Here is an 18928-nt window from a genome sequence, read left to right as displayed (position 1 = left end):
TACGCGGTGCCGAGGAGGATGATCGGCCGTCCCACTGCGTTCGGACCGGTACCGCGAAAGCTTTGGCCTACCTTTCGGGTGAGCGACGAGCTGGGGCGCCGGGACGTACAGCGCCGGACGCGTCGTGCCGTCGCACTCGCCGTCGTCGCCGCCGGCGTCATGGCGATCACGAGCGCGCTCGCGGTGCAGGCTTGGCTCGCGCGGCACGCCGCCGAGCGTCGGCAGAAAGAGGCCGAGGATCTCGTCGCGTTCATGCTGGGCGACCTCAACGACAAGCTCGCACAGGTCGCGCGCCTCGACGTCATGGCCGCCGTCGACGATCGGGCGATCCGCTATTTCCAGGCGCAGCCTGCCGACGAGCTGAGCGCGCGCTCGCTCGCCCAGCGCGTGAGCGCGCTGGAAAAGATCGGCAGCGTGCGGCTCGACCAGGGCCAGCCTGGCGACGCGCTCGCCTCGTACCAGGCCGCGCTGCCCCTGGCGGCGCGACTCGCGGGCAACAGGCCGCAGGATGCGGCCAGCCAGGCCGCGTTCGCGGAAGTGCATGGGTTCATCGGCATCGTCCACTGGCGGCAGGGCCGTCTCGACGACGCGCAGACAAGTTACGCCGCCGCGCAGGCGATCCTGCAACGCGCGCTCGAGCAGACGCCCGACGATCCCGCGCTCACGTTCCAGCTGGCCCTGGTGGACAACAACATCGGCCACGTCATGGAGATGCGTGGCCAGCTCGACGATGCCGATACGCAGTACCGGCGCATGCTCGTGCTGATGCGGCGCCTCGTCGACCTGCAACCGGCGAACGGCGAGTGGGCCGAATCGCTCGGCATCGCGTACAACAACCTCGGCAAGCTCGCGTTAATGCGTGGCGACCTCGGGGACGCCGTCGCCAAGTACTCGCTCGACGAGCGCCTGCAGACCCGGCTATCGCTTGCCGACCCGAAGAACATCGACCGCCGCGGCAATCTGATCAGTGTCCAGGCGATCCTCGGTCGCACGCAGGCGCTCGCGGGCGACGTCGCATCCGGCATGGAGCGCCTGCAGCACGCCGTGGACGAAGCCACGGAACTGGCCGAGCTCGACCCCAGCAACGCCGACCTGCAGGAGCAGATCGCCTTGTATGGAACCCAGCTGGCGCGGCTCCGCCGTCTTTCCGGCGACCTGCTCGCGGCGATCCGTCTGACCACGAAAGCCGAATCGATCTTCCTCCGCCTGACGCGACAGGATCCATCCAACGCCGCCTGGCAGCGCGAGTACGCGGAGACGCTGGTCGAGCGTGCCGCGCAGTCGCGCGCGCTTGGCGATGCCGCCGCGGCGCGACAGCAGGCCCAGGCGGCGCTGCGCCTGCTGACTCCCCTTCGCACGAAGCAGCCCGACGACCGGGCGACGGTGCTTGCCATGGCTTCCGCGCGACTGGTGCAGGCCTACGCCTCGACCGATCCGGGCACCGCGCATGCGCTGCGCGTCGACGCCTTCCGCGACACCGCCAACGCGAAGAGCGGTAAGGATGACCCGCGCCTGCTCGCGTTGCGCGCCGAAGCGCTGCTGGCGCTGGAGCGCAAGGACGACGCGGCGCCGCTGATCGAGCGACTGCGCGCCGGGGGATACCGCGACGCTGCGCTGCTCGCGGTGTTGCGGGATCACCGTGTCGACTACCCGGCCGACGAACCGCCTGTCCGCCAGGTGGCCACCGCGGACGGTGGAGCGTTGGGATCGCGATGAACGACGCGGTGACCTACCAGTCCACGCGGGCGAACTCGGACTGCGACAGCCAGGCCTGGAACCCGAGTTCGCCTCGCCTCGCGCCGTCGCAGGGCAACAACACGCGTTCCTTCACCCGCGCGCCGAAGTACGGGGCGTCTTCGATGGTGCGTACGTCGCACGGCGCTTCCATGATCGTGACGAAACGACGAATCAGGTCGGACAGGCGTTCCCGCTCCGGTCCGCCGATCTCCAACGAACCAAGGAGGGGATCGCCCGACGCGAGTTCCGCGATCACGGCCGCCACATCGGCGGCCGCCACAGGCTCGATCCACGCGGGCGCGAGTTCGACGATCTGCTCGCGCTCGGCCGACACGACGATCGCCACGAGAAACTCGTAGAACTGCGTCGCATGCACGATCGAGAAAGGAACGCCCGACTTGCGGATCCGCTCGTCCTGATAGCGCTTTCCGCGAAAGTAGATGCTGTCGTCGATGCGTTCGGTGCCGACGACCGAAATGGCGATGTGATGACCGACGCCGTTGATCCGCTCGGCCTCCAGGATGTTGTCGATGCCCTTCCGGAAGAAGTCGAACGTTTCTTGCGTGGTGTACGACGATGCGTTGGTCGCGTCGATGACCACGTCCGCACCTGCCAGCGCATCGACCAGGCCTTCGCCGGTGCCGATGTCCACACCCGTCGATCGCGACGCGACCGTCACGTCGTGACCTTCGCGACGCAGACGGTCCACCACATGGTGTCCCACCACACCCTTGCCACCCAGGACGACGATGTTCATGCCTACCTCGCAACGATAACCGGCGACGCGGAACGGCCGCCGGCATTCGATGCTATGCCGCCCGCGGAAGGCGCGGTAGGCACGGCCGGGTCAAGGGGATGTTTCCCTGGAGGCACCAGTCGTCCGCGGATGTTCGCTCAGCCAGAACGCGAGATTGCGGACGTAGCGGTGCGTCGAGCGGAGCGCCTCGGGGAACGCGAGCATCTTGCTGCCGGGTGCCTCCGAGACGAACGACGGGCAACCCGCCTGCACGTCCCAGTTGTAGTCGGCGAAGTGGTGGAAGGTGGACTGCGCGATGGCACGGCCGCCCTCGTTCGATGCCTCGAAGGCGACGGCGACGTTGAAGTCGCGGCCGGTGGTCTGGCTCTTTCCGCGCAAGATCACGCGAGCGGACGGGTCGTCCGGCGGCGCGCTCACGGCGCCTTCGTGAGGATGCGCGGGGAGGAAACGGATCACGCCCGTCTCGGATTCCGGATCGGCCAGTACCGCGTGCGCCGGGCCTTCGACGAACACGTCCTGATAGTCGCCGTTGGCGCCCGAGTGGTAATTGGGCCACGAGATATAGGTGGTTTCGCGATCGTCGATGCAATGCCGGCTCGGATCCGGCTCCGGGTTTTGCGAGTGGAAGTGGTGCGCCGCGCCGACCCCACCGAGCGTGCAGACGGAGCTGCCGAGGTCCATGTGATCGCGCGTGACCATCAGCGCCCCGCCTCTGCGGCGGAACCGGCTGATGCCCTCGCAATCGTTGGCCGTGAGGCCGTGCCCGGTATCGACCGCGAAAAGCCAGAGCTGGTCGACATCCGACTCGTGCAGGCGCGACAGCACGCTGTCGTCTTGCGGCAGCGGATCGCGATTCCGGGCCGTGACGCGAAAAGCGACCTCGCCCGTTTCGTCCTGGAGACCCTCGAGATGGGCCTTCAGCAGGCTGAACCGTTCAATCGCCCAGTCGTTGTCGTCGTGTTCGATGGTCGTCTGCAGCAGTATGTTCTTCATGATTCCTACCTCGCGCGTCCACCGATCCTACCCCTTCGGACTCCCGAGTATTGGTTCATTGTGTGAAACACGGTCTGGGGGACGCCACCCGGTCGCTTCGAACCGAGGATCGCTTCCCTGGACGCACCATTCGCGGCCATCCCGCCGCCGCATTCGTGTCGTTTTGTAACAAAGCTCCAGACGACGCCGATCCCACTTTCCCGCGGCGTCCTCATCGCTTAGATTGCCGTGCGGGCAGCAAACGATGCATAGGGGGAACACATGAAGCACATGCTTTCGACGAACGGCATGCGCCGCCTGGCGCTCGTCGCCGCCGTCGCCGTGGGAGCGGCGATCTGCGCGCCGGTGCAGGCCCAGTCGACCGCTGGCACCATCGGCGGTCACGGTCCGGCGGGGGCGAAGGTCGTGGCGGTGAGCAGCGCGGGCTTGCACCGGGATACCACGATCGACAAGAAGGGCCGTTATCGGCTGGGAAACCTGCCGATGGGGACCTATACCGTCACGCTCGACAAGGACGGTACGACGGTGGACACGCGCAAGAACATCCCGATCCGTGTCGGTGCCAACAGCCAGATCGACTTCGCGTGCGAGAACGACGTGTGCGAGGCCGGCGGCTGATCACGCGGCGTCGATGACCCCCGCGCCACGATAGGCTCGTGGCGTCCGGGAGATCATCGGGTGACAGGCAAGACGTTCGATGTCGACGTGGCGATCGTCGGCGGCGGTGCCGCCGGCATCGGCGCGGCACGTCGCCTTTCCGGGCAGGGTCTGACGGTGTGGCTGCTCGAAGCGTCGCAGCGCCTCGGCGGCCGCGCGTGGACACGCCATGTCGATGGCATGGCTCTCGACATGGGCTGCGGATGGCTGCATACGGCCGACCGCAACGCATGGCGGCCCATCGCCGAGGACCTCGGCTGGGAGATCGACCACCGCCCCGCGGCGTGGGACAAACCCCAGCCGCATCCACGGTTCTCCGCCAGCGAACAGGCCGAGGCCCATGCGGCGTTCCGTGCCTGGCACGATCGGCTCATGGCGTCGCCGCCGGTGTCGGACAAGGCGTCCGACGCGCTCGACGACGGCGGACGCTGGAACGGTTACCTGCAGGCGATGAGCGGATACATCAGCGGGGCACCGCTCGAACGCATCTCCGCGGCCGACTACAATGCCTACGAGCGCGCGGCGACCGAGAACAACTGGCGGGTTCCACGTGGCTACGGCACCCTGGTCGCGGCGAGCCTGCCTCCGGACGTTGTGTGTCGCCCGGCGACGCCGGTCGAGCGTATCTCGCTCGGCGCCCCGGGCGTCACGCTGTCGACGCCGTCCGGCACCGTGCGCTGCCGCGCCGCGATCCTGACGATGTCGACCAACGTCCTCACCGGCGACACCCTGCGGCTTCCCGACGCGCTGGACCCATGGCGACACGCGGCCTCGCGCCTTCCCCTCGGCTGCGACGAGAAGTTGTTCCTGCGCATCGATGGCGACATCGAGCTGCCGACGGAAACCGCCCTGATCGCCGATCCCCACGACCCGGACAGTCCGGTGTTCTACCTGCGCCCGCTCGACCGTCCGGTGATCGAAACCTTCCTCGGCGGCCGGAGCGCATGGCGCGTATCGGCCGAGGGCGAAGCCGCGACATTCGACGCGCTTCTCGGGATGCTGGAGGGCCTGCTCGGCAGCGACGCGCGCCGTCACCTGCGCCCCCTGGTCGCCTCGTCGTGGAGCAGCGAGACCTACGTACGTGGCTCCTACAGCCACGCGCTGCCGACTCATGCCGGCGAGCGCGCCGTTCTGGCCGCGCCATTCGAGGACACGCTGTTCTTCGCAGGAGAAGCGACGCACCCCGCATCGTTCTCCACCGCCCATGGCGCGCTCGAGACGGGAATACGCGCCGCGGACGAGGTTCTCTCGCGGCTTCTGCCGGAACCTCCAGCGATACGGATCTGAGGCGCCGTCTTCCGCTCGATTCCGAGGGACGGCCGGCGTAGATTGCGGCAAACGCCTCGGGGGGGATTCGACATGCGATCGTATCTGACTGTCTTGTTACTGGCCGTCGCTGCGGGCGTCTGGTCGTCGACATCGCTGGCGGCGGACGATGGTGCGGTCGTGACATCGCGTCCTTGCCCCGCGGGCGTGGCGACGGAACCGCCGGGTCCCGCCTGCCTGCTGGCGCGCAAGGCACTCGGCGCGCTTCCCGACGAGCCGATCTACTGGCACATCGACAATTACCCTGACGAGGCGGCCGCCCGCGCGGCGATGGATCGGCATGGCGCCGTGGTCAGCGACTTCGGCAAGGTGTGGCTCTTCACGATCGCCGGCGAATCGTGGCGCGCTCCGCGAGGAACCCACGTAGCGACTGTGGGGCCGCTGCCCGTGACGAAGGCGGCGTCGTTCGACGCCGAGTACGTGCACTCCTATTTCTCGCCGGGCATGAGCGCGCCGGTGCACAAGCATTCGGGGCCGGAAGCCTTCTACGCCATCGACGGCGACACCTGCCTCGAGATGAAGAGCGGTGTCCACACCGGACATGGTCCCGGAAACACCATCGTCATGCCCGGCGAAGAACCCATGTTGCTGATGGCGATCGGCAACACCCCGCGCCGTGCTTTCGCGCTGATCCTCCACGACGCCGACCTGCCGGCGACCACGCGCGTGACGAACTGGCCGCCCCCGGGGCGCTGCGCCGCGCAGCGGTGACATCGCGGATCGGGCCGTTCACTCCGCGCGCATTCGTTTGATGGTTTGCTGGTCGCCTTAACGCACTCACCGAGACGTGACATGGCCAAGCACGACCCACGCGTGACGCACCAGGCGGAGCCCGACGAGACACCGAGCGACGTGGGCGCGTCCGTGCTCGGGCGGCTCGCGGCGGTCGGTCTCGCGGTGCTGGTCGTCGTCGCCGTGCTGGTGCTGGCGATCTACTTCGTCGCGAAGTAACGTTTCCGCATGACCAGAACCGCGCGTCTCCAACTGCGGCCCGTGGCCTCCGGCGACGCGGCATGCGTGTTCGCCATCTACGGCGATCCGGCAACCAACACGTTCAACCCCGCGGGCCCGTTGCCCGACCAGGCGACGGCCGATCATGTCCTGGAAACCTGGCTGGCCTGCTGGCGGAATCATGGTTTCGGCCCCTGGGCGGTCTCGACCAACGACGAGCCTGCGCACGTCATCGGGTTCGGCGGCCTGTCGCATTACGACTACGGCGGCGTCAACCGCATCAACCTTGGCTACCGCTTCGCTGTCGAGGCGTGGGGGAGGGGATACGCGACGGAAGTCGCGCGTGCGGCCCTGGAAAACGCCTTCGGCGCGCTCCGGCTCGACGACGTCTATGCGCTCGTCAGGCCGGATCACGCCGCATCGATCCGCGTGCTCGAGAAGGTCGGCATGCGCCGTTTCGGCACGCTCGACGATGCGCCGACGCTTGCCGAAAGCCTCGTCTTCGTCGCGGCCCGGGCGGCATTCCACCCGGGCTCGACGTCCTTGCGGACGGCATCCTAAGCGAGCTTGCGATCCAGGAAATCCCTGATCATCGGAATCACCTCGTCACCGCGGTCCTCGAGGACGAAGTGGCCGGTCGGGATGAGGTGGAACTCCAGATCCTTCAGGTCGCGCTTGTACGGGTGCGCACCATCGGCGGGAAAGATGACATCGCGCTCCCCCCACACCAGCAGCGACGGCGGCTGATGCTCGCGCAGCAGACGCTGCACCTCGGGATAGAGCGGCACGTTCTTCCGGTAGTCGTACATCACGTCCATCTGGATGTCCTCGTTTCCCGGCCGGTCGAGCAGCGCCTGGTCGTGGATCCAGTTGTCGGGCGAGATGCGCTCCTTGTCGTCGACGCCGTCGGTGTACTGGAAGATCGTGGTCTCGAGCGACACGAGGTTGCGGATCGCGTCGCGACTCTCCTTCGAGCCGTCGACCCAGTATTTCTTGATCGGATCCCAGAAACCCTTCAGGCCCTCCTCGTAGGCGTTGCCGTTCTGGATCACCAGCGCGGTCAGCTTCTCCGGATTCTTCAGGAACAACTGCCAGCCCACCGGCGCGCCATAGTCCATCACGTACATCGCATAACGCTCGACCTCGAGGTGTGCGAGCAGCTTGCGGACGAGGTTGCCGAAGTTCTCGAACGTGTAATCGAACGTCGATCGATCAGGCGTGCCGCTTTCACCGTAGCCCGGGTAGTCCGGCGCGATCACGTGATAACGGTCCGCGAGTGCCGGGATCAGGTTGCGGAACATGTGCGACGACGTCGGGAAGCCATGCAGCAGAAGCATCACGGGACCGTCGGCGGGGCCGGCTTCGCGCCAGGCGACCTTGACGCCGTCGATGTCGACGTGGCGATGGAACGTGACGGGAAGTTTCTTCAGGTTCGTGGTGTTCATGGTGGTTTCTCCGGGTGCTTTGAGCGTGTGCGCGAGGTTCGTAGAAGAGCGATCAGGGTGCTGAGCTGTGCGGGTTGTAAGGCGACGCGTCGAGGTACTCCCACTGCGCGCGTGGCATCGCGTCGCGAAGGACCCACCGATCGACGTGGAACTCGAGGAACCGTCCGGTGCCGCCGGTTTCGTTCGCGGCGTCCGGACCGTCCCACCGCACGGACGCCCGTCCAGTCAGTTGCAACAACCGGCCGCCGGCGAAGTCGGGGATCGCGAGGCCGGCGCGCGGGTCGACGCCGAGGTTGCCGAGCGTGTTGAAGAGGCTGTTGCCCACGAAATCGGGTATGCGCAGCGTCGCCTCATCCACGACGCGCACGAAGCCGGCGTCGCCACCGCGATGCGACACGTCCGCGCCGTGTTCGGCATGCTGGCTCGCGATGAAAAGGGTGTCGGCGGCATCGACGACATCGCGGACGCTGCCACGGAGCACACGGCCCGAAGCCGCCTGCGGGGCCGCCGCGACATCGGCGAACCCACGCAGTTCGCGTCGCTGGATGTATTTCGGGCAGTTGGGAAACGCTTCGTGCACGGCCATCTCGATCCCTTCGTCGTCGACGCGAAGCACGGTGCCGTTGACGCGATACCGGCGACGCGTGCCGAGTTCGATGAACAACATGGCCAGGTCGTTGCCCGGAGCGACACCGCTCCAGATCGGATCCATCGGGTCACGCGCCTGAGCGGCCAGAGTCAGGTGGATGGATCGACCGTCGAGGGTTCGCGCGAAGCCCGGCTGGCCGTACAGCACCGAGGCCCAGACCTTTCCGGATGCATCGACGTTCCCGACGACCACCATGAACTGCTGCGCGATGAAGGGTCTTGCACCGGCTACCACGGAATTGGCCACGATGGCCCGGTTGCGCATCGCGGTGGCGGACTCACCGGCCCGTTCCTGCGCCGAGCGTTCACCGGGGTGGAAGGAGAAGGAATCGTTCATGGCCGTCGTTTCGCCTGGAATGGATTCATTCTGGCCAGCGGCCCGAGCGGGCGGAACGTGGCGAGGCGTAATTGACTCTTTCGCCCTGCGGAACGATGCCGCCGGCTACCTCTTGCCGTCGCCTTGCGAAATAATCGGACCGTCGCCCGTCCGGAACCGCACGATGGATCAGCTCCACCTCATGAAAGTCTTCGTGGGCGTCGGCGAGGAAGAGAGCTTCGCCGCGGCATCGCGACGCCTCGACCTGTCGCCCGCCGCCGTGACGCGCGCCATCGCGTCGCTGGAAGAGCACCTCGGCGTCAAGCTGCTGGCACGCACCACGCGAAGCGTGCGCCTCACCGACGCGGGCCGGCGCTACCTCGACGACAGCCGCAACATCCTGGCCAGCATCGCCGAAGCCAACGAGGCCGTCGCCGGCGTCAACGCCACGCCCAGGGGGAATCTCGCCATCACGGCACCGGTGCTGTTCGGCAAGGCGTACGTCATGCCGTGCATCGTTCGTTACCTGAAGGACTTCCCCGAGGTCGACATCGCCGCTTACTTCCTGGATCGCGTCGTCAACATCGTGGACGAGGGCATGGACGTGGCGATCCGCATCGGCCCGCTGCCCGACTCCGGCCTGCGCGCCACCCAGGTGGGACGCACACGTCGCGTGCTATGCGCGTCGCCGGAGTACCTGGCGCGCCACGGCACGCCCGACCATCCCGCCGACCTGCTTCGCCACACCATCGTCGCCGCGAGCGGCGTCTCGCCCCGTGTGGACTGGAAGTTCGGCACCGCCGACGACCCGACGATGGTGCACATGCATCCGCGACTCACCGTCACCAGCAACGACGCGGCCATCGCCGCCGCGGTCGCCGGCCTCGGCATCGCCCGCCTGTTGTCGTACCAGGTTGCCGCGGAGCTGGAGGAGGGGCGGCTGGTCGTCGTGCTGGCGGAGTACGAGGAAGCCCCCTGGCCGATCCACGTGCTCCATCGGGAGAGCAAGTTCGGTTCGATCAAGGTTCGCCAGTTCATCGACCGGCTGGTCGAATACCTGCGCGCCCATCCACACCTGCACTAGCCGGCACGCGATCCGGTCAGACCTGGCCGAACAGGCGACGCGCGTGCTCGTATTCCCGGCGCATCTCGTCAGCGCTCAATGCCCGTTGCCACACCGCGACGTAGCGCGTGAGGATCGCCCCCATGCCGCCCGCGTCGCCGCCGTCCTTCCACGCGTTGACGAGCACCTTGCCGTTGAGCGGCCGTGCCGCGAGCCCGTCGTGAGCCTCTTCCCGTAGCGCACCTTCGAAGGCCGGGCAGTAGAAACGCACAGTCCCGCTCGCCGTGTCGATGGAAACGATCGCGAAACGCGGCGCCGCGCGGGTCGCTACCGGTTGCGGCGTCGCCGTCGTCAGGGCCTTCATGTCGTTCGTGAGCGCCAGGCGGAAGCCGGTGCGCCCGGACTCGTCGACCGCGGCGTCGTAGGAGTGTTGCAGCGTCGAACCCGCGAGCCGCGGCGCGAAACCCTGGAACGTCCCGAGCGCGCGACCGGCGTTGCTGGCCGGACCGACGCCGACCGGCGTGCTGAACACGGCGGCGTAGGTGATGCTCGCCGTCTCGTCGATGTCCGTCCGGAAGCCGTGGGTGTTGTTGGGCGAGAGCGCGCCACGACTCGTGAATGCCGGCCGGCCGATCGGAACGAGCGCGGCGGCGCCGCTTCCCGATCGGTCGATGAGGTCGCTGCGCGCATCGCCATCGAAATGCCATTCGCCGTTCGGCTGAGCCCGCGCCATCCAGGCCAGGTCGATGTCGCCGACCAGCGCGTAGTTGTGCATCGGCCGCGTGCTGCCGTCGCTGGCGACGTAGACGTCGAAGTCGCCCGCACCGTCACGGATGTTGGTGCGCGGTCCGCCGACACGGCCCGCGATGCCGGCGGGCTCCGCGACGTCGCCCCAACCCAGCGTGACCTTGCGCGCATGGTCAGGCAAGTCGGTCTTCAGGCCAAGACGAATCGTGTCGACGGCGACGACCTCCACCGTGTCGATCAGGTTGTCGTCGGTGTCGTTCGCCATCACGAGCGCGTCGTTGGCGTCGCGCACGTCGAAGCCGGCGTTGCGCGTCGCGGCGACCCAGCCCGTATCGATCGTCACGCCGCCCGCGGGGACGTTGAAGACGATGTCGATCGTCCGCGCGTCGACCCGGACGGCCGCGACCATGTCCAGCGCCGGATGGCGTAGCGGGGCGCCGGCGGTGCGGTCCTGGATCAGCTGATGGATGGCGCGTGCGAAGTAGCGGCCCTGCCAGCGGTGGCTCTCGTTGGTCAGGTGGAGCATCGGCTGGTCGAGGGACGATTCGTCGACGTAATCGAAGACGTACTGCGGGTTCACCATGCGGAGGTACGGGCTGGACGCGCATGCGTCGCGCTGCGCGAGCGCGATGAAAGGATTGCAGAACGCCATGCTCGTCGTGCCGTAGCTGTTGTGGCTGCATACCTGTGCGACGAGCCAAAGCGGGCGCCATGCCTGCTCGGGCAGGTCGACCTGACAGAGCTTCAGCCAGTGCGCGCGCTCCAGCGCCACGAGCTTCGTCCGGTAGCTGGCACGCGTTTCGGTCAGCCCGGTCGAGTCGGTTTCCCCCTGCTGCCATGTGGTCGCGAGCCAGCCGATGCTCGTGCCGTCGCGCCGGCCTTCCTCGCGCATCAACGCGAGCATCGCCTTCAGGCGCGTGCGGCTGTTCAGCCAGCCCTGGTAACCACCGGGGTTCGTATCGTCCAGGAACGTCGCGAAGTAACCAATCGGCCGACCGCCCTCCGCGCTGGTGAACGCGCTGTAGCGGCTGTACTGCGCTTCGTAGGGAACGCCATCGAGCGCGGCCGTGTATTCGACGAGGCCGTCCGCGCACGCGTTCGTGCCGACCTCGCCGCCGGTGCCGTGACCCCCGTCGTATTCGACCAATGGCGCGAGGCTCGTCATCGCCGTGGTATCGGTGCCCGGGCGCACGCCGCCATTGAAGGTCACGTTGGCATAGATCTGCTGCAGCGTCAGCGCCGGTCGGCCGCCGGTGCCCACGGCGTTGGACTGGCCGTGGAACATGATGAGCTCCCGGCGCGCGCGGACGATCGTTTCCACGGCCGGCGCATCGGCGGCGACCGCGGGCGTCGCGAGCAGCCAGGACCATCCGGCGCCCGCAAGGCCGAGGCCGCCAGCGACGGTGGCACTCCGGAGGAGAAACGCGCGCCGCGAGACATCGGTCTCGTCGTGCGCTACCGCCTGTGCCGTTGTCTGTGGTGTCTTCATGGCGTCATTGAAGAAAGCGACGTGTCGACGAAACGGCACGCGGGCGGCCTTCTGGCCGAAATTGACTAGCGATCGACCGCGACACGCCAGACCACGCCACCGGGATCGCCCTTCCGGGTCAACTTTTCGTCGTCGGCATAACGGTTGGGCGCTACGCGACCGTCACCGTGTCGCTGTGAGGCTAGACCTTCCCAGCCATCGCCAGGAGAACCCATGGATGCCATCGCATTGCTGAAGCAGGACCACCAGGTGGTCAAGCAGCTGCTCGAAGAACTCGCCGAGTCCACGACCCGTGCCGTGAAGAAGCGTCAGGAGCTGCTGCAGAAGATCCACGTGAACCTCAAGGCGCATACGACCATCGAGGAGGAGATCTTCTATCCGGCGTTCAAGGCCGCCGGCAAGAAGGACGAGGAAAAGATGTACTACGAGGCCCTCGAGGAGCACCGCGCCGCGGAAGACCTCGTTCTGCCCGACCTCCTGAACACCGACCCGTCGACCGAGCAGTTCTCCGGTCGCGCCAAGGTCCTGAAGGAACTGATCGAACACCATGTCGAGGAAGAAGAGGGCGACATGTTCAAGGACGCGAAAAAGCTCCTGAGCAAGGAGGAGCTGCAGGACCTGGGCGCCCGCATGGAGGCTCGCAAGGCAGAGCTGCTCGCCGAGCTGAAGGCGGCAGCCTGACGACGCGATGCGGGCGCCCGACCCTGGTGGCGGGCGCTCACGTCGCGCTAACTCACGCCGGGCCACGATACGCAGCGCTCCGCGCCGGTCATGTACCGGCTCGCTCTGTCGCCTAACAGCCCGGTAGCCGTCCATGCCCCCAAAGCGCGTTTCGACCGGTACCAGCGGTCTCGATACCATTCTCGGCGGTGGGCTCCCCGCCAACCGGCTCTATCTGCTCGAAGGACAGCCCGGCTCGGGCAAGACGACGCTTTCATTGAGTTACCTGCTCGACGGCCTGGCCAAGGGCGAGAGCTGCCTCTACGTCACCCTTTCCGAAACGGCCGACGAGCTCGCCGAAGTGGCCGAGGCGCATGGCTGGTCACTGGACGGCCTGCACCTGTTCGAGCTCGCGTCGGCCGAAGCCGTTCTGGGCGACGGTCGCCAGCAGTCGGTGCTGCATCCCTGGGAGATGGAACTCGACGGCACCGTTCGGTTGATCCAGGCCGAAGTGGAACGTACCAATCCGAGCCGCATCGTCTTCGATTCGCTTTCGGAATTGCGGCTGCTTGCGCAGGATCCGCTTCGCTACCGGCGCCAGGTCCTGGCCCTGAAGCAGTTTTTCGCACCGCGCAACATCACGGTGATGCTGGTGGACGACCTGACGGGTGAGGGCGGCGGACGCGACGCCCACCTGCACAGCCTCTGCCACGGCGTCATTTCGCTCGAACGCCTGACGCTCGATTTCGGCGCGGCCCGGCGCCGGCTTCAGGTCCAGAAGCTCCGCGGCGTCGACTTCATGGCCGGCTACCACGATCTCGCCATCCGCACGGGCGGGCTCGAAGTGTATCCCCGCCTCATCGCTTCGGCTTACCACGCGCCTTTCGTCGGCGAACCGGTGCTCAGTGGGATCGCCGAACTCGACGAGCTCCTCGGCGGTGGCCCCTTGCGCGGTACCAGCACCCTCCTCACCGGGCCTGCGGGCTCAGGCAAGACGAATCTCGCGTTGCAGTACGTCGCGGAGGCCTGCCGTCGCGGAGAAGCATGCGCCATCTTCCAGTTCGACGAACGCACGGGGACGCTGCTGACGAGAGCGGAATCGCTCGGCCTGGATCTTCGGCCGCACATCGAGAGCGGATTGCTCACGCTGCGCCAGATGGATCCCGCGGCGATCTCGCCCGGCGAGTTCGCCTGGACGATCCGCCGTGCGGTGGAGGATGGATGCCGGATGCTGGTGATCGACAGCCTCAACGGGTACTTCACGTCGATGCCGCAGGAAAAGCAGCTGATGTTGCAGGTCCACGAGCTGCTCTCGTTCCTCAACCAGAACGGCGTCAGTACGATCCTCATCCACCCGCAGCACGGACTGGTGGGATCGATGTCGGTGGGTGACATCAATGTCAGCTACATGGCGGACACCGTGATCCTGTTTCGCTTCTTCGAGGCACAGGGCCGTATCCGCAAGGCCATCTCGGTCATCAAGAACCGTAGCGGCGCGCACGAGGACACGATTCGGGAGCTGCGCGTGGACGATCACGGGCTGCGCCTCAGCGCGCCTCTGGATCAGTTCCGCGGCGTGCTGACGGGCACGCCGCAGTTCGTCGGTGCCGCCGATGCGCTCTTGGAGCAGCGCGGTGCCGGCTAGCAAGCCCGTCTATATCGCGGCGCCTTATCGCCGCGATGCGGACACGATCGCGGACGTGCTCCGCCGGGCCGGCTACGTTGCGACCGTCCATCCGTCGCTGGAGGCGATGGCGCCGGCGCTGGACGAACGCGTCGGCGCCGTCGTGCTGACCGAAGAAGCCATATCCGGCGACCTGTCGGTCCTCGTGGCGGTGCTCCGAAGTCAGGAGGCATGGTCGGACATTCCCTTCATCCTGCTGCGTCCCGCGCGTGCACACACGCTGGCGCACCGCGCCGCGTTGCCGCCCGAGGTCATCAACCTCGTCGAACTGGAACGGCCCTTGGGCGAGGCCTCGTTGGTCAGCGCGGTGGCCGCGGCGCTGAAGGCCCGGCAGAGGCAGTTCGTCATCCGGGATCAGATGCTCAGCCTGGCGGCGAGCCAGGCGGCGCTTGCCGCGAGCGAAGCCGAGCTCCGGCTGATCGCGGACTCGCTCCCGGTGCTGATCGCCTTCATCGATCGCGGTCTCGTCTACCGTTTCGCCAACGCGGCGTACGAATCCTGGCTCGGGAAGCCGCTGAGCGAGATCGTCGGGCAAAAGGTCGAGGACGTCATCGGACCCGAGCCCTGGGCCACGCGAAAGGACGCCATCGCGCAGGCTTTGCTCGGGCGCCCGGTGCGGATCGAGGTGAGCTGGCCGCACCGAAGCGGCCAGCGGCGCGACGCGGAGATACGGTACTTGCCCCGGCACGCTTCCGACGGCAGCGTCGACGGCTTCCACGTGTTCGCCACCGACGTGACGGCGAGGAAGGTCGCCCTGCAGGCCATCGAACACGAGGCGGCGCGGCTGGAGGCTCGCGTGGCCGAGCGCACGGCCGAGCTCGAGGCGGAGATGGCGGCGCGCGAACGCAGCGAGGCCGCGCTGCGCCAGGCGCAGAAGATGGAAGCCGTCGGCCAGCTGACCGGCGGCATCGCGCACGATTTCAACAACATGCTCACGGGCATCCTCGCGGCCATGGACGTCATGCGGATGCGTATCGCCCAGGGTCGCACCGACGATCTCGGCCGCTTCATCGACGTGGCCAGCGGTTCGGCGGAGCGGGCGGCCGCGCTGACGCAGCGGTTGCTCGCGTTTTCCCGCCGTCAGTCGCTGGACCCGAGGCCGGTCGACGCGGCCGGGCTCGTGCGTTCGCTCGAGGACCTGCTCGCGCGCACGCTTGGCGAGCGGGTGCGCCTGACCGTCACCCTCGACGACGATGTTCCGAAGGCCATGGTGGACCGCAACCAGCTCGAGAGCGCGTTGCTCAATCTCGCGATCAACGCCCGCGACGCCATGCCCGAGGGCGGTGATCTCTGCGTCGCGGTGGGCGCCCGGTCGGGCGTGGTCGGTTGTACGGAGGTCGAGGACGTGGCGACGCGGTGGGACATCCCCGAGGGCGAGCACGTGGTGATTTCCGTCACGGACACGGGCGTCGGGATGGACGAGGACACGCTGTCCCGCGTGTTCGAGCCGTTCTTCACCACGAAACCGATCGGCCAGGGCACCGGCCTCGGCATGTCCATGATCTACGGATTCATCCAGCAATCGCAGGGACACATCCGCGTCCATTCGCGACCCGGCGCCGGCACCACCGTCGCGCTCTACCTGCCGCCATGCCATGACAAGGAAGCCGCGGAGCGAAGCACGCGCCAGGACGCCGCCGTGTCCGACGGTCGTGGCCAGCGCATCCTTCTCGTCGAGGACGATCCCCAGGTGCGCGTGCTCGTGGCCGACCTGCTCACCGAACTTGGCTACCGGGTACGGACGGCCGACGCGTCCGATGCCGCGCTCGCGACGCTCGCGGACGATCCCGCGATCGATCTGCTGATCACGGACGTCGGCCTCCCGGGGCGCAGCGGCCGCGAGCTCGCCAGCATCGTTCGCCAGTCGCAGCCGTCGCTACCGGTGCTTTTCATGACGGGGTATGCGCAAGGCGCCGCGACACGCTCGGCGTTCCTCGACCCCGGCATGAGCATGATCCTCAAGCCGTTCGAACTCGGGGCCTTCAGTCAGGCGGTGAACGGCATGTTCGCCCGCGCATCGACGGCCGGGTGAAAGCGCGACGCCCGTGCTCAGCCGGGATCAGAACAAACCCGGCTGGCGGTTCGTCAGCGCCGCGAGGCTTTCGCCCAGAGGCGCCAGGATCGCGTCGGCGATGGGCTCGAGCTGGTTCGACAGGTAATGCTCGTGATCGATGGCCGAGGCGCGCGCCTCGACGGGCTCGGGACCGGCCAGCGTCATCACATAGCTGATCCATCCGCCGTTCTGGTAGCGCAGCGGCCGGCCGTGGCGCGCGTTGTACTCGTCGGCCATGCGCGCCGCGCGCACCTGCGGTGGCGTGGTGCGGTCGTACGAGTCGAGCTTTCCGCGCAGACGCTTGCGGTAGACGAGCTGGTCGTCGAGCTCGCCGGACTGCAGGCGGTTCACGTAATCGACGACGTAGTCGGCATACGGCTCGCGACGGAAAATGCGCCCGTAAAGTTCGCGCTGGAAGCGCTGCGCCATCGGTGTCCAGTCGCTGCGGACCGTTTCGAGGCCGCGGAAGGCGAGCTCCTCCTCGCCGTCGTCGTTGACGAAAAGGCCGGCGTAACGCTTCTTGCTCCCCGCCTCTCCGCCGCGGACGGTCGGCATGAAGAAGCGGGCATAGTGCGTGTCGAATTCGATCTCGAGGTGGTTCTCGATGCCGTGGGCGGACGCGAGCGACGTCTTCCACCAGTCGTTGATCCGTTGCCGGAGCCGGTCAGCGACGGCCATCGCCGCCGCTTCGTCGTGCGCGCGGCCGAGCCAGATGAAGATCGAATCGGTATCCCCGTAGATCGCCTCGTACCCTTCGTCCTCCACGAGCCTGCGCGTGCTGCGCATGACTTCGTGGCCGCGCAGCGTGACCGCGGCCGCGAGCCGGGGATCGAAGAAGCGGCCACCGGGCGCGCCGAGCACGCCGACGAACGCGTTCATGAGGAGCTTGAACGCCTGCGACAGGGCCTGGTTGCTTTCGGCCTTGGCCTGATCGCGCCGCTTCCACAGGTGGTCGATGATGCCGGGCAGGCAATGCCGGGTACGCGAGAAATAGGTGTCGTTCGGTCCGGGCACGGCGTTCGACCGGTCCAGCATGCCTTCGGCCAGCCCGATGGGGTCGACCAGGAAGGTGCGGATGATCGAGGGATACAGGCTCTTGTAATCGAGCACGAGGACCGAGTCGTAGATGCCCGGCCGCGAATCCATCACGAAGCCGCCGGGATAGGACTCGCCTTGCGCGGCACCGGCGCTCGGTGCGACGTAGCCTTCGCGATGCATGCGCGGCAGGTAGTGGTGGCTGAAGGCGGCGATGGAGCCGCCGGACTGGTCGGCGGGCAGGCCCGTCGCGTTCGCGCGCTCGAGGACGAAGTCGAGCAGCCGCGTCTTCGCGAAGATGCGCGTCACCAGTTCGCAGTCCACCAGGTTGTAGCGTGCGAGCGCCGGTTTGTCCTCGCGGAAACGACGCTCGATCTCGTCCATGCGATGGTACGGATCGTCGACGTCCTTGCCTTCGCCGAGCAAGGCCTGCGCGACGGATTCGAGGCTGAACGAAGGGAACGACCACATCGCCGAACGCAGCGCCTCGATGCCGTCGATGGCGAGGCGCCCGGGGATCGACGCGAACACGTAGTTCTCGCGGCGTCCGTGTTCGCGCCATTCGACCGGTCGGCCACCGCGGCCCAGCGACAGCACGAGACCATGCTGGTCCGCGCAGGCCTGCAGGAGGCGAAGGTCGAACTGCACGAGGTTCCAGCCGACGATCGCATCGGGATCGTGCTCGCGGAACCACGCGTTGATGGCGTAGATCATCGCGCGGCGGTCCGCGCAGTACGTCAGGACGAAGTCCTGCGGGCCCGGTCCGTCGGCGGGTGCCTCACCGAGCATGTAGACGTCGCGCCGCCCGCAACCCTCGAGCGCCACGGAGTACAGCTCGCCCATCGCACTGGTTTCGATATCGAGCGACACGATGCGCAGCGTCGGGCGATGGGGCTCGCCGGGGCGAATCCGCGGATTCACGAGGACGGCGTGCGCGTCGTCTTCAGCCGCTTCGACCGTCACCGAGGCGGTGATGAAGCGCTCCATGAGGTAGCGATCCGTCGGCCGGACATCGGCTTCGATCAGGGCGATGCCGCGCTCTACGAGCCGCTTGTCGAGCCGCAGCATGGCGCGGTAGTTCCGGGCGTACAGCCCGACCACAGGCTCCTGGTCCAGGGTCTTCATCGCCAGGGGCCTGAGTTCGAACACCGGGTCGTTGCGGACCGCCGCCTCGACGTCGCCGCGTTGCGATTCCCGCACGAATGCGACCGCCGTCTGTCCGGTCACCACGACGTGTCGCGGGCCGTCGCCCGTCGCCAGCCAGAACTCGAGTTCCACGCCATCGCGCGTGTCGCGCCAGTGGCGCGTGAGGATGTAGCCACGTCGAGCGGGGGAAACCATCGCGCGATTTTACAGCGGCGCGGGCG

The 18928-nt window shown here is 67.5% G+C and carries 16 protein-coding genes; 10 read left to right on the top strand and 6 right to left on the bottom strand.

The window, feature by feature from the left end; genetic code table 11:
• Nucleotides 1-78 precede the first annotated feature (78 nt).
• Nucleotides 79-1716 carry a hypothetical protein gene (locus J2X58_RS13415; RefSeq protein WP_310048781.1) on the top strand — a complete coding sequence of 546 codons (1638 nt, stop codon included), beginning with the start codon at nt 79-81 and terminating at the stop codon, nt 1714-1716.
• 13 nt (nt 1717-1729) lie between these two features.
• On the opposite strand, the gene J2X58_RS13410 is transcribed toward J2X58_RS13415, so the two are convergent.
• Together J2X58_RS13410 and J2X58_RS13405 are read right to left on the bottom strand one after the other, a co-directional pair.
• Entirely contained in the window at nt 1730-2494 is a 765-nt protein-coding gene (locus tag J2X58_RS13410) for an NAD(P)H-binding protein (protein WP_310048779.1), read from the bottom strand.
• 90 nt (nt 2495-2584) lie between these two features.
• Nucleotides 2585-3487: a hypothetical protein gene (locus J2X58_RS13405; protein ID WP_310048778.1), complete on the bottom strand. Its 903-nt coding sequence runs from the start codon at nt 3485-3487 to the stop codon at nt 2585-2587.
• A 261-nt stretch (nt 3488-3748) separates the two neighbouring features.
• Between J2X58_RS13405 and J2X58_RS13400 the strand changes: the two genes are divergently transcribed.
• The 5 genes from J2X58_RS13400 (at nt 3749) to J2X58_RS13380 (ending at nt 6982) form a co-directional block, all read left to right on the top strand.
• The gene (locus tag J2X58_RS13400; protein ID WP_310048777.1) at nt 3749-4105 is read left to right on the top strand and encodes a carboxypeptidase-like regulatory domain-containing protein; all 357 of its coding nucleotides are present in this window, start codon (nt 3749-3751) and stop codon (nt 4103-4105) included.
• A 60-nt stretch (nt 4106-4165) separates the two neighbouring features.
• Nucleotides 4166-5431 (top strand): FAD-dependent oxidoreductase, encoded by a 1266-nt coding sequence (locus J2X58_RS13395; protein ID WP_310048775.1) that lies wholly within the window; start codon nt 4166-4168, stop codon nt 5429-5431.
• Between the two features lie 159 nt (nt 5432-5590).
• Nucleotides 5591-6181: a hypothetical protein gene (locus J2X58_RS13390; protein WP_310048773.1), complete on the top strand. Its 591-nt coding sequence runs from the start codon at nt 5591-5593 to the stop codon at nt 6179-6181.
• A gap of 81 nt (nt 6182-6262) precedes the next feature.
• Complete coding sequence (locus J2X58_RS13385) at nt 6263-6421, top strand: hypothetical protein (protein ID WP_175472906.1); 159 nt, start codon at nt 6263-6265, stop codon at nt 6419-6421.
• Nucleotides 6422-6430: 9 nt separating this feature from the next.
• Nucleotides 6431-6982 (top strand): GNAT family N-acetyltransferase, encoded by a 552-nt coding sequence (locus tag J2X58_RS13380; protein ID WP_310048770.1) that lies wholly within the window; start codon nt 6431-6433, stop codon nt 6980-6982.
• Here J2X58_RS13380 and J2X58_RS13375 read toward each other — a convergent pair.
• Nucleotides 6979-7866 carry an alpha/beta hydrolase gene (locus J2X58_RS13375; protein WP_310048769.1) on the bottom strand — a complete coding sequence of 296 codons (888 nt, stop codon included), beginning with the start codon at nt 7864-7866 and terminating at the stop codon, nt 6979-6981. The two genes, J2X58_RS13380 and J2X58_RS13375, sit on opposite strands and share 4 nt — an antisense overlap.
• Before the next feature lie 52 nt (nt 7867-7918).
• Nucleotides 7919-8851, bottom strand: a complete 933-nt coding sequence (locus J2X58_RS13370) for a pyridoxamine 5'-phosphate oxidase family protein (protein ID WP_310048767.1) — start codon at nt 8849-8851, stop codon at nt 7919-7921.
• A gap of 163 nt (nt 8852-9014) precedes the next feature.
• Between J2X58_RS13370 and J2X58_RS13365 the strand changes: the two genes are divergently transcribed.
• Entirely contained in the window at nt 9015-9914 is a 900-nt protein-coding gene (locus J2X58_RS13365; protein WP_310048765.1) for a LysR family transcriptional regulator, read from the top strand.
• 16 nt (nt 9915-9930) lie between these two features.
• Here J2X58_RS13365 and J2X58_RS13360 read toward each other — a convergent pair whose 3' ends face one another.
• The gene (locus J2X58_RS13360) at nt 9931-12129 is read right to left on the bottom strand and encodes a hypothetical protein (protein WP_310048763.1); all 2199 of its coding nucleotides are present in this window, start codon (nt 12127-12129) and stop codon (nt 9931-9933) included.
• Between the two features lie 213 nt (nt 12130-12342).
• Between J2X58_RS13360 and J2X58_RS13355 the strand changes: the two genes are divergently transcribed.
• The 3 genes from J2X58_RS13355 (at nt 12343) to J2X58_RS13345 (ending at nt 16505) form a co-directional block, all read left to right on the top strand.
• Entirely contained in the window at nt 12343-12810 is a 468-nt protein-coding gene (locus J2X58_RS13355; RefSeq protein WP_090058331.1) for a hemerythrin domain-containing protein, read from the top strand.
• Nucleotides 12811-12943: 133 nt separating this feature from the next.
• On the top strand, nt 12944-14434 hold the full coding sequence (locus tag J2X58_RS13350) for an ATPase domain-containing protein (RefSeq protein ID WP_310048760.1): 1491 nt from the start codon (nt 12944-12946) through the stop codon (nt 14432-14434).
• Nucleotides 14403-16505, top strand: coding sequence for an ATP-binding protein (locus tag J2X58_RS13345; protein WP_310048758.1), 2103 nt, complete (start codon nt 14403-14405; stop codon nt 16503-16505). The genes J2X58_RS13350 and J2X58_RS13345 overlap by 32 nt, the downstream gene beginning before the upstream one ends.
• 27 nt (nt 16506-16532) lie before the next feature.
• On the opposite strand, the gene J2X58_RS13340 is transcribed toward J2X58_RS13345, so the two are convergent.
• On the bottom strand, nt 16533-18902 hold the full coding sequence (locus J2X58_RS13340) for a DNA polymerase II (RefSeq protein ID WP_310048757.1): 2370 nt from the start codon (nt 18900-18902) through the stop codon (nt 16533-16535).
• Between the last annotated feature and the right edge of the window lie 26 nt (nt 18903-18928).

Origin of the sequence: Luteibacter sp. 3190, assembly GCF_031456385.1 — a bacterium.
Classification (GTDB): Bacteria; Pseudomonadota; Gammaproteobacteria; order Xanthomonadales; family Rhodanobacteraceae; genus Luteibacter.
Note: the sequence above shows the minus strand (reverse complement) of the source record. Positions and strands in the feature narration are given on the sequence as shown.